Source organism: Phocaeicola coprophilus DSM 18228 = JCM 13818 (genome assembly GCF_000157915.1).
Lineage (GTDB): Bacteria > Bacteroidota > Bacteroidia > Bacteroidales > Bacteroidaceae > Phocaeicola > Phocaeicola coprophilus.
In genome coordinates this window covers 63,966-76,406 of record NZ_EQ973631.1, presented here as the reverse complement: position 1 = coordinate 76,406, position 12,441 = coordinate 63,966, and the positions used below count along the sequence as shown (strand labels likewise).

Below are 12,441 nucleotides of genomic sequence, written 5' to 3'. Positions count from 1 at the left end.
TCTGACCAAGGATGCCAGTGATCACATGTGGGTATGGCCGATTCCGAAAGATGAAATCGATGCAAACCCGCAAATCAAAGGACAGCAGAATGAAGGATATTAATAACAAGATAACCTCTCTAATTTAACCTTACATAATATTAAAATTACAAAGAGCCACCTCCGTGTGATACAGGGGTGGCTCTGTCTTTTATATAATCCGATAATGAGCATCCTTCGGCAACATCCTTTAAAATGCAACAGAAGCCCTGAAAAGCCACAAATACGCAAAATAAATATATCAGGCAGAGACTCTGCTGAGAGTTCTAGAGGAGCAATCCATAATAATCCGAAAGCACCCTCCCATCCGTAACGATTCATCAGAACTCTACAAAGAATAAAATAAAGAAGACCTACCGGACTGATCAATAGCATGGTTTGCTTCCGGATCGATGGAAGATGATACAAAAATAGCCGTCCAGAAATTGGGACGGCTATTTTTTAATTTATACGCTATCACGGAAGTTATGCGAAAAATCCGTGACTTCTATCTTTGCATCAGAAAAGTATTTACCAGTGAACAGTATTCAGATACTTATCAACCAGAATACCATCGATAGCTTTCAGCTTGAAGGTCAGACGAGTCTTTGCTTTAAACTTGATCACCATCAGTTCACCATCACCTTCCAGAGTCGGTTTCTCTCCTAAGTTAACGAAAGTAGGATAAAGTGCCTTCACTCCGTTGCTGTGCAGACGGTCATAAGTCAGATTCTTCATTTCTTTCATGTCGGCAGCATCTACCCCTGCATATTCCATTACTTGCGGATCGTAAGGCAGTGCAAAGCTCAAAGCATTGACAGACTGAAGTCCCTTACCGGTAACACAGATTTCTACCGTTTCACCTGCGTTATAAACCTTCTTGGAAGGAGTAACCTGAATAGTTCCGGCTACAGCAGGAACCTTCTTCGAACTTACACCGGTTTCCAGCTCGATACCTACGGTAGAAATATCGTATGCATCAATCAGTCCGTTGTTGTTCAAGTCACCCTTGCTGATATAACCTTCAAAATCAGAATCACCCCGACGCAGACCTGTATAGTTCATGTATGAAGTCAAGTCGTTTTCGTCTACCAGCTTATCCTGGTTGATATCACCCGGAATATAGCTTTCAGAACCAGGAACCTTGAATACATACAATTCACGTCCGGAGCCGAAGTTACCCACAGCTTCCGTTACAGCCAGTTTGATGTAACGTGCAGTCGGACGTTTTTCAAAGACGAATGTCTTCACGTCACCGCCTGTCCATTCAAATGTACCGGCTTCTGTCCATTCAGACTTATCCATGCTATAGTATACAGTACCTTTCTTCAACGTTCCGTTACCACCATCCTGACGAGGCATATACTGGAATTTATCCAGCTGATTTACGCTCTTCAGATCGATAACCAGATCGAACGGTACAGCCTTCGTACTCCATTCTGTATGCCATGAATCAGATTCATCGAAGTTAAACAACTTGTTGACGCCCTGACCACCCTGGTTCGGACAAGAAGTTTCACCCTTCAAACCACGAATAGCAAATTCCAGCGGATCAGACTTGGTCGTTACCTGAACACTTGCCCAATCAGAAGTTCCGGATGCATTGACTGCACGAACTTTGAACGAACAGGTTGTTTCCGGACGCAAATCTTCGAACAGCAGTTGTGTATCACGGATCGTACTGTAAAGCATGTTGTTAAACTCAATTTCATAATAATCAGCTCCAGTAACCTTGTTCCAGGAAGGAGTCAAGGTATAAGCAGTCGTATTTTCATCAGTAACCTGAGGTTTCGGAGCTTCCAGCGAACCGGTACTTACCAGCAACTTCTCAGCAGGAGCAAATACAAATCCTTTCATCTTCAGGGCAACCGCATCGGATGTGATATCAGCAGAAGCCAGTTTCACATGCACTACTGGATTCTTAACCACTTTCACTGAAGCAAATTCACTGCCCGGAGTAGCAAAACGATTCAATTCAGGTGCTTCTTCATAGAAATAAACATTCGTACCGTTCTTGTATGCCTCCATAGAGCTGACAGCTGTCAGTTTGACCTTGTTCTTACCGATACTAGCTTCCAGCTTCTTCGGTTGTGCTGTCACATTGATACGGAACTCTGTTACCTTTTCATTGACCATGCCGGCAAATCCTCCCTGTGTCGGATCTATGGTCACATTCAATTCATCTCCTTCCAGAGCAGAAACGATTCTCGTAGTGGCAAACTGTCCGTTACGATAAGCTTCCGTTACACCGTCATCATCATATTCCGTGAATTCAGTAGTTCCGGCCGGATACAGTTCATAGATACGAGTCTTCTTATCCATCTGGCTGACATTGTTGTGAGCCTCAGCCATCGGCAGGATAGCACCCTGCTTGATAAAGAACGGAAGTTTCCACAAAGGAGCCTCATAATTATTAATGACACGTCCGCCCTGATACAGGTCACCGGTGAAATAATCAATCCAGTTACCTTCCGGCATATAGATACCATTACGCACATCATTGCCCTTATCATCTGCCTTCGTTTCCTGATAAACCGGAGCAACCAGCACATACGGACCATACAGGAACTGGTAGCGGGTAGCCGTACCCAGTGTATAGTCGTTCGGATAATCAAGGAACATGGCACGAATCATCGGCTTGCCATCCAGTGCTTCATGAGCCAGCGTGTAAGTATAAGGCATAAATTCCGATTTCATCTTCAGATACCAGCGGTTGATAGAAGCAGCCGGTTCACCCAGAATATGCGGATACTTAGGATTCGATCCCCATCCGTCCATATTCAACTGCATCGGAGTGAAAGTCTTCCACTGGAAGTCACGGACATTGACCGGAACATTCTTTCCGCCGAAGATACCATCCATATCCGATGAAATATTCGGCTGTCCGGACAATCCGGAACCGATATAAGTCGGGATGTGGAAACGGATATATTCCCATTCTCCACCAGTCTGGTCACCCGACCAGATTCCGGCATAACGCTGAGTACCGGCCCATCCGTCCAGTGAAATAATGAACGGACGTGCATTATTTCCGTAATAAGGCATGATCTGTCCGACATCAGCCACGCCGTTCAGTCCGAATGAATATCCGGCACCTACCCACGCAACATCAGTCTTCAGCACACGCACACCGGCATCACGCACTTCCTTCACGATATCACGCTGCAACAATGCTTCTACGCCTTCTTTCGGATGCAAGTCTGACTGAGTCCACAAACCGATCTCAACTCCACGTTCACGAGCGTAATCACCCAGCTCCTTCAGGTTCTGAATATTGCCGTCCAGTGTACCGGTCTGTCCGTATCCTGCGCCGTAACCGTCATTCGGAAGCAACCATCCCAACGGCATATCATGCGCATTGTAACGGTCAATCACCGCACGGGCAGAGAACTGATAGTTATTCTTTTCTCCATTCAGAGACTCTTTGGTACCTCCATTGTCCTTCTGGCTTTCCTTATATTTCTTTCCGTCTTCGAACAGGATACCCTTCTCGTCTTCTTTCCAGTAGTCACGGTTATAAGCATTCAAGTGACCTTCGTAGAAACCGAATTTCGGCAACAAGACCGGATTACCCGTCAGTTGATAGAAATCATTCAGCAGAGCTACCGGAGTATCATCTACCATGAAGAATACATCCAGATAGTCTGTATCGTGTGTCAGGGTTACCTTACCTTTTTCAGCAGCTCCGAAATCATACTGGCCGGGAGCAAATGTATACCACATCACTCCATATCCGCCCGTAGACCAATAATAAGGAGTAGGAGAAGCAACACCGCCGTCAGTCCACTGGTTGGTATTGACAATCTTGATGCTCTTTCCCTTGTGAGAGAAACGTCCGTTCTGCACACCACCGCCATAGAAATACTCATCCGGCATTTCTTTCAGAGACAGAGAAACCTGTTTCTTCTGGAAATCCACCGGAGCTACCGATTCAACGACAATGCGGTTAGTTACTTTATTGATCAGTTTAAAGAAGGTAGTCTGTTTGTTGATTTCCAAAGCTACTTTATCCGTAGCAATTGTAATCACTCCCTGTCCTTCACTGACAGTCAGTTTTCCGGGCTGTTTCCGGGGACTGTCCGTCAGGATCTGTGCTTCGGGTGAAGCCTGCGGATCACGGATAATTCCCCCATTCGGATCCTGAAACAGGCGGACAATGTTTTCCCCATAAAAGTCGAGTGTCATGCGCTGTCCGTCAGAGAACAGCACTTCGACCGTTGTCGGATTCAGCAAAGCCGCACCAGTCACTGTGACTCCCTGTGTCTGTACGATAGCCGTACCGTCCGGATTTACGGCCGACAAAGGAGCGGCAACCAGACAGGCAGGCACACAGAGCGTCCATGCCAAAGTTTGTTTTTTCAGATTCATGTTTCTTATTTTAGGTTTATTAATCACTTATCAAAGTCCGGCAAAGTTACTTTAAAAAGATCATTCGGACGATGTTCCTTACGAATTATTTCCTTCATCTGCTTGACAATATCCGGATGCTCAGCCGCAACGTCACGGTCTTCATGGATATCTGTTGCCAGGTCATACAAATGAGGCACTCCCTGTTTCACAACCAGCTTCCAGTCACCCATGCGGACACCGATCTGGTCTGTTTCGTGGAACTCCCAGTACAGGTAGTCATGCTTCTGCTGCTTGTCGTTCTGTCCCAGCAAAGTCGGAGCAAAAGAAATACCATCAAAACAGTCTCCCTCCAGCTTTTTGTTCAGATACTTTTTAGGGAATTTCTTGTCACCGGCCAGTTCACAGAAAGTAGGCATTACGTCATAGAAAGCCAGCTGATGATCATTCACCGTACCAGCCTGTACATGACCGGGCCAGCGCACAATAAACGGAACGCGGATGCCGCCTTCATAACACTGGCGTTTCAATCCCCGCAGCTTTCCGTCACGGCCGAAGAATTCAGGGTCTGCTCCTCCCTCTTCGTGAGGACCGTTGTCGCTACTGAAAATAACGATTGTATTTTCATCCAGCCCCTTTTCTTTCAATTTGGCCAGGATTTCGCCTACATACGCATCCAGGCGGGTAATCATGCCGGCAAACTCCGCATGCGTATGGACTGCCGGATTATAACGTGAACCTTCACTTCCTCCCCATGTCTTATCAACAAAGAACTTTTGCTTATATCCTTTCAGAATGGAATCATTCGGCTGTGCCAGCTCTGCATGCGGCAACGTATAGGTAAAGAATCCATAGAAAGGCTGCTTGCCGTCCTGTTTGTCCAGCCAGGCCAGCGCTTCCTGATGAATCATATCTGCCGAATACTGCGGACGCTTCTTATAGTCGTCACCATACATCGGATATTTGATGTTTTCGTCCATAACCACACGTACCACTGCCGTATCGCCTGCCGAGCGGCTGTAACGGTTCAGAAAGTTCGGATAATACAGATGAGCCTGGAACTGACAGATATATCCATAATACTCATCCACTCCGCGTTTGTCGGGCGTAGAGCAAGATCCTTCATAGCCTCCGGCCCATTTTCCGAACATTCCGGTTGTGTAGCCGTTTCCTTTCATGATTTCAGGCAAGATAATATGTCCCGGATCGTAAGGCTCCTGCCCCACAACCGCATAATCCTTGTTATTACCATACATCACTTCTCCGGTCCAGTATTCCTTGTTTCCGCGCACATGCCCGTGTCCGGAATGCTGTCCTGTCATCAGTGAAGCCCGCGAAGGTGCACTGACCGGACTGCCGGCATAAGCCTGTGTGAAACGCATACCTTCCTGAGCCATCCGGTCCAGATTGGGAGTCTGAATATACTTCTGGCCATAACAGCCCAGATCACCATATCCCATGTCATCACACAAAATAAAGATAATGTTGGGTTTTGTGTTTTTCTCTGCCGCACCGGCATTTGCTGCAAATGCCGCGGAAATCAAACCGGTGCAAAGCAGCATCTTTTCTGTTCTCTTCATTTTCTTATGGTATTAAAGTTATGAACTATCTTTTTGTCTTCATCTGAACGGCTCAGCCTGACACATTTTTGATCATCAGGCAAATATACATTCATTTATCCAATGAATGGAAAATTTATACAATTTATAATAAAAAACAGACTTAAAAAACACTCTGACGTATGCTTCCGCTCATCTTTCCTGCCAGAACCAACGGCCGGCAACCCCGAAAATAAAAGCTGGGATCCTCCCGAAAATCAGGAGAATCCCAGCTTCCATATCATATTCCGGCCTTTATTTGTCCAGTTCTTTCAACAGTTCGTCTACGGCAGCCTTCAACTGAGTGTCTTCACCCGTCACAATCGTTTCAGGCGCATTCAGCACCAGGATATCCGGCTCCAGCTGTGAATTTTCCAGATAGCTTCCGTCCGGCAGACGATAACCGATGACAGGAATACCGAACACCAGACTCGGATCCTGCAGCGTCTCCCAGGAAACACTGGTCATGGTTCCCGGCACAGGAGCACCTACCAGCTTGCCCAGCTTCTGATGGCTGTACACCCAGGGAGTGCCGTGGGCATTGGAATAGTTGGCTTCACACTGCACCATGATGGAAGGCTTGTTCCAGCGACGGCTCGGCATGTCGCAGGCTTCCCGTCCGCGAACCACCTGAGTAAAATACTTCTTTCCGCTGAACAGAACTTCAATATCCTCATGCAGACGGCCTCCTCCATTGAAACGGGTATCGATCACAATTCCTTCGCAGTTATTGTATTTGCCGAGAATGTCCGAATAAATGGTACGGAAACTGTCGTCGCCCATTGATTCAATATGCACATAACCCAGACGGCCCTTCGACCATTTTTCAACGTCGGCAGCACGCTGTTTGACCCAGCGCTCATACAACAGACCGCTCATCGCACCGTTGCTGATGGGTTTCACCACTTCGTCCCAGGACTTGCCGCTCTGCGGATCACGGAACGAAACCAGAATTTTCCGGCCCTGACAGCCGTTGAGCAAAGCTGCATAATCCATGTCCGGAGTAAGAGCCTGTCCGTCGATCTTTTCAAGAATGACGCCCGCCTTCACTTCGGAAGTCTTGCGGTCGAAAGGACCTTTTTCCACTACTTCTGCCACACGCAGACCGTTACCCGTATAACTCCAGTCGTAAAGCAATCCCAGGTTAGCGGTTGATTCGCCTCCCAGAGACGGATAGAAACGTCCGCCCGTATGCGAAACATTCAGTTCGCCCAGCCATTCGCTCAGCAATTCGGCAAAATCATAGTTGTTGCTGATGTGGGGCAGGAACTTGCGGTAGGCAGCTGCCATGGCATCCCAGTCCACACCATGCATGTTCACATTATAGAAACGTTTCTTTTCCTGCTTGTAGACATGCTCAAACATATAAGCACGTTCGGCTGCCAGATCCATCTTCATCTCGGCTCTGAAAGAAACCGGTTTCAGTGTTTCCGAAGAGGCATCCATTTTCTGCATGCTGCTTCCCAGAATGAAAATATTCTTTCCTTCCTTGTCCATTTCCATGGAACCGCGTCCCACATTCTTGTGCAGCAGTTTCACGTCGCGCTTGCGGAGATCAATCTTCCACAAGTCATAACCGCCTTCGAATGCAGCCAGATAATACAGTTTCTCACCATCCTTGGAAAGAATGGCAGAGCCCAGGTCAGATGAATTGGGAGTCAGACGCACGATACGATCCTGGATGCCATCCAGTTCAACGACTACCTCCTTGACTTTGTCCGACTCTTTCTTGTCGCCGTCTTCCTTTTTCTTCTTGTCTTTCGAGTCAGCATCCTTTTCACTCTCCTTCTTCTGCTCCTTTTCAAGTTCCTTCTGCAATTCATAGTCCTCTTTGCTCAGACGGAACTTATCGTATGCATCCTGATTCATAAATACCAGCATCACATCCTCCTGTGATCCCCAGGAAGCGTGGCTGCGCATACCGTAACGGTCGGTTGCAAACAGAATGGCATTGCCGTCCATCACCCAGCGCGGAGAAGCACTGAAATAGCCGCTGTTGGTCAGGTTCACCAGTTCTCCCTTGCCGTCTGCACTCACCAGTGCAACGTCAGAATACGGATCATGGCGGTTGCCAATGAACTCCAGTGTGAACCATTTTCCGTCGGGCGACCAGGAATAATTAAATCCGCCGCCGGTGCTGTACCAGGTAGAACCGTCCGTAATCTGACGCACTTTTTTGGTTTCCAGATTGACCACCATCAGGCGGTTGCGGTCTTCAATGAAAGCCACTTCCTTGCCGTCGGGCGAGAACTGAGGATACGTGCGTTCCACGGTCTTCGAAGGCAGCAGCGCCTCTTCCTCTATCAAGGTTGCATTCGGGAAGTTCGCATCTTCCTTGCGTCCGATCTTGGCCAGATACAGTCCCCAGTTGCCTCCACGCTCACTGGCATAGACCAGCGTACGGTTGTCTGCTCCGAAAGACAAGCCTTCTTCCGTTTCCGGAGTATGCGTGATCTGTTTGGTTGTTCCGTATTCCACGGAAGTGACAAACACTTCTCCCCTTACGGTGAACGCCACCTGCTTGCCGTCGGGAGAAGGCACAGCTTCGCGGGCACCGCGGGTGAAACTGAAGCGGGCGGGCAACTGCTCGTCGTCACGCGTCAGGCTGACAGCCACCTTTTTCGGACTTCCGTCAGGATTCTGCGTATAAATCTCGCCGTCGTAGGTGTAGCAAAGCATACCGTTTCCGCTCATGGAAAGGAAACGCACCGGATGAGTCCGGAAGGAAGTGAGGGCACGTACCTGCTTCGGATTATCCAGCGGGAAAGTATATACATTGAACGAACCTTTATCGCGCTCACTCAGGAAATACACCGCCTTGCCGTCGGGAGCCCAGACCGGGTTGCGGTCTTCTCCTGCACGGGCCGTCAGGTTGGTATGCTTGCCTGTTTTGGCATCATACATCCAGATGTCCCGCGTAATGGACGAAGTGTGATGCTTGCGCCATTCGTCTTCAAATCCCTTGCGGTCCTGATAAAGAAAGGCATCCCCCGACGCATTAAAGCTGACCAGTTCGGCCGGTGTTCCCAGCACCTGTTCGGTTTTTCCTCCGGAAACAGGAACCTTATACAACTCTGTCATGGCTGAAGTCGGGAACATAGCACTTGCCGCAGGATCCTGTATGCTGGCAGAGAAGACCACATACTTTCCGTCGGGTGTAAAGGCAGAGGGTGTCTCAGCCGCAGAATTCACCGTCAGTCTGCGTGCAGCACCGCCTTCGGCCGGCATGACAAATACATCCATGTTTCCGTAACGGTCGCTTGAGAAAGCAATCTGCTTGCCGTCCGGACTCCACACCGGAGTGGCTTCATACGACTCCTGAGTTGTCAGCTGAACCGCTTCCCCACCGGAAGCAGCCACCTTATAAATATCTCCTTTATAACAGAAAAGGATCTCGGTTCCATCGGGCGAAATACGCACATCGCGCATCCACAACGGAGTGACCGCCATGCCGGTGGTCACCGTCGCCCCCAGGGTCAGTGTCAATAAAAGTTTCTTCATACATCGATTTTCTTTAAGTTTGAAAACAAAGGTAATAATAATCGCGGAAAAACACGACGTTCTCTCCGGTTTCATTTTGACAAATTGTCTCCTCCGGCCCGTGAGAATCGCCGGTTCACGTCCGGAAGTGCAGGCAGTAATGATTTCGCGAGTGATTTTTCTCTTAAAGGCTTGTCAGTAAACAGAATAAGCCATTTTTTAACACTTCCGGGATGGTTCATCCGGATCTGCAACGACCTTAAAAACCACCTCTTTCCTCCTGTTCCGGAAGCTGTCCGGACATTTTGCGAGAATTTTCCGCCCATTCAACCGGAAATGAACCGTCATTTCAGCTTGATCGAGCGCCCGTTTTCTCTCAAACGAATAGTCAAAACGGTCAGAACGGGCCGTCGTTTTCGCAGATTTATGCAAAAGATGTGCATATCCTTCCTATATTCATTCAGACCGGTCTCCCGTTCAGATAAAATGTATAAAGGCACAGTCAGACTTTTTCCCGATTCAGCATCCGAATGATACACAGACAGGGTAAATAATATCTTTTTGACAAACGGCGCAATTATTCCCCAGTTTATTCTTACAAAGAGGAAAAAATCATATCTTTGTGAAACTAATCATTCTCAACATGAAAACATTTCTGTTATACAGCCTGCTGCTAATTGCCTTAGGTATCACAAGTTGTACCTCAACGAAAGGAAAAAACGATCTTCCCGAAGCAATCCCCATATCCGCTTGCGATTCGTTAAAGATTGACCAAACCTTCCATTTAATCACCTGGAGTATCAAAGACAACCGTATCTGTTTTGCAACAAGCGGTATAAATGATCATTTTCTGTCACTTTATGAATATCCGGGAAGTAAAAAACTCTTTGAATGCGGAAAGATAGGTCAAGGCCCCGATGAATTCATAACCTTAAATGCAGGACAGGCAACCGACGGAAATATCCTGCTATATGATATTATGGGACGCAAGGCACTGATATATGCAATAAAAGAAGATAGCCTGGAAATAACCGACCGCCTTCCGCTCTACAATGACGCAGAAGGATTGTGCAAACCTTTCACCTTTATCACTCAAATTGACCCGACGAGCTTCCTGATGAAAATAGATGATGCAACTGTTTCTTCATGGGAAATTGCAGACTTGGAGGGAAAAGAAATCACCTGCACTTTTACGAATGCTTTCAGAAAACCCGGCACCTCTTATACTCCGTTCGATTTTATCCAGTGCATCAACGATACGACTTTAGCCGTCGCCTATAATTATGCCGACAGAATAGAGTTTTACAGCATCAAAGACAGGCAACTGCATCCACTTATCACGATGGGAAACCAGTCTGACCAGTCCGAACTAAAAGATTATGACGACTTGAAATCCTATTACCTTGTCGTAGTTTCTCATTCCGATTACTTTTATTGTCTGAAATCAAGTGACGGAACAGAGGATGGAAATCTGATTGAGGTCTACGACAAGACAGGAAAGGCAACAGCACATTATATCCTGAACAAAGCTGTTTCCTCCATCCGTTTTGACAACGAAGGACACCTGGTGGGCTACGTCCCCGACATAGACCAGACTATCCTCTACCGGTTTCGCTTAAACTTTAAGATCTGATATCCCGATTCCCCGTTTTCAGACAAAGCATAAATCACTTTGTCATCGGGAGTCACGGTAATATTTTTTACAGGTGTATCCAACGTAATATTCTCCAATAAATTTCCATCCCAGTCAAACACCTTGATGCAGACAGTCTGATCGTGATTCTCGCTCACCTCTTTGTAAATGGTATCCAGCCACAAGACATAGATATATTTATCAGTAGCCGCCACCCCCTGAGAATAATAATGGGTATCATCCGTTATGGCTGCCTGAACCACGGTCGGAGTATGCTGCAGGACAAACATATGATCGGGATAAGACTTTCTGACTGACTTCACCTTTAAACGGTCTTTTCCGTCTACCTTGAAAATAGTCATGATATCCGCTTCCGCATATACAAAAACTGCCTTGTCTGCTTCAGGAGAAAAAGATCCCAAAGGAGTATACATCAAAGAATTAGCCCAATCATTCAGTTGATCACTGACTAAATGCTTGTCGGGGAACGGTTCATAAAAGCGTAAAAACTTTCCTTCGGATGAAAACGCAGCAAACATACCGGCAGGAGAACCATTGGTTGCCAGTATCGTTCCGTCGGACAATCTGCCCCATCGTGAATTCAAGTAAACACTGTCTTTATAAGCCTCAGCATCCACACCGCCTAGTTTCAGTTCACGGATGGTGGGATTTTCTGCAGTAACATCATGCAGGATCAGTAAGTTTTTCTTGTGAAGATCCGGCAAATAAAGACGGTTACCCTGCCTGTCATACTGGATCTGGGAAATGAACAAACCCTCATTCACTCCCTGTCCGCGTGGAATCATACGCTTCACCAATTTACCATTATAATCAAACAGATCGAGAATCGTATCCGATTTAGGATTAGCTATGGCCAAATAAGTATCTGTCGCACACAAACCATACGGCGCATGCAAGAGACTGTCTTCCAAAAAAACTTCAGACATCAGACTTGTTTCCTCTACTTTGGTAGAACTGGAAGAAGAACATCCAAGGAAAAATACATAGCCAAGCAGATAAATAATATTTTTATAGCTAGAAAAAGAACAACTCATGGCAACTTGAATTTAAAGTTAAACTTACAGAAAAAGGTTATATGCAAAGTAAAAATTTTTTCTTGTAATAAACAAGTTCAGAACTGATTTTTACCGGATCACAAAGCAAAAGGCCGATTCATATCACAAAAAAACAAAGAAATATTTGGAGCGTATTTCAAAAAAATAGTATCTTTGCCTCGCTTTCTGAGGAAAGCCCCTAAAGTTTGGACTATGGTGTAATGGTAGCACAACAGGTTTTGGTTCTGTTTGTCCAGGTTCGAATCCTGGTAGTCCAACAGAAAAGCCCTAAGAGATCATCTCTTGGGGC

Annotated in this window: 5 protein-coding genes and 1 tRNA gene; 2 read left to right on the top strand and 4 right to left on the bottom strand. The window is 46.7% G+C overall.

Going from position 1 to position 12,441, the window contains the following annotated elements:
- Window positions 1-549: 549 nt before the first annotated feature.
- The 3 genes from BACCOPRO_RS00735 to BACCOPRO_RS00725 form a co-directional block, all read right to left on the bottom strand.
- Entirely contained in the window at window positions 550-4,386 is a 3,837-nt protein-coding gene (locus BACCOPRO_RS00735) for a TIM-barrel domain-containing protein (RefSeq protein ID WP_040311021.1), read from the bottom strand.
- A 23-nt stretch (window positions 4,387-4,409) separates the two neighbouring features.
- Window positions 4,410-5,945, bottom strand: a complete 1,536-nt coding sequence (locus BACCOPRO_RS00730; RefSeq protein ID WP_008139965.1) for an arylsulfatase — start codon at window positions 5,943-5,945, stop codon at window positions 4,410-4,412.
- Between the two features lie 273 nt (window positions 5,946-6,218).
- Window positions 6,219-9,464 carry a S41 family peptidase gene (locus BACCOPRO_RS00725; protein WP_040311020.1) on the bottom strand — a complete coding sequence of 1,082 codons (3,246 nt, stop codon included), beginning with the start codon at window positions 9,462-9,464 and terminating at the stop codon, window positions 6,219-6,221.
- A 622-nt stretch (window positions 9,465-10,086) separates the two neighbouring features.
- Between BACCOPRO_RS00725 and BACCOPRO_RS00715 the strand changes: the two genes are divergently transcribed.
- Window positions 10,087-11,076 (top strand): BF3164 family lipoprotein, encoded by a 990-nt coding sequence (locus tag BACCOPRO_RS00715; protein WP_040311018.1) that lies wholly within the window; start codon window positions 10,087-10,089, stop codon window positions 11,074-11,076.
- Here BACCOPRO_RS00715 and BACCOPRO_RS00710 read toward each other — a convergent pair.
- The gene (locus BACCOPRO_RS00710) at window positions 11,046-12,023 is read right to left on the bottom strand and encodes a BF3164 family lipoprotein (RefSeq protein WP_008139958.1); all 978 of its coding nucleotides are present in this window, start codon (window positions 12,021-12,023) and stop codon (window positions 11,046-11,048) included. The two genes, BACCOPRO_RS00715 and BACCOPRO_RS00710, sit on opposite strands and share 31 nt — an antisense overlap.
- A gap of 315 nt (window positions 12,024-12,338) precedes the next feature.
- Here BACCOPRO_RS00710 and BACCOPRO_RS18250 point away from each other — a divergent pair.
- Window positions 12,339-12,409: transfer RNA gene (locus tag BACCOPRO_RS18250), tRNA-Gln, on the top strand.
- Window positions 12,410-12,441 lie beyond the last annotated feature (32 nt).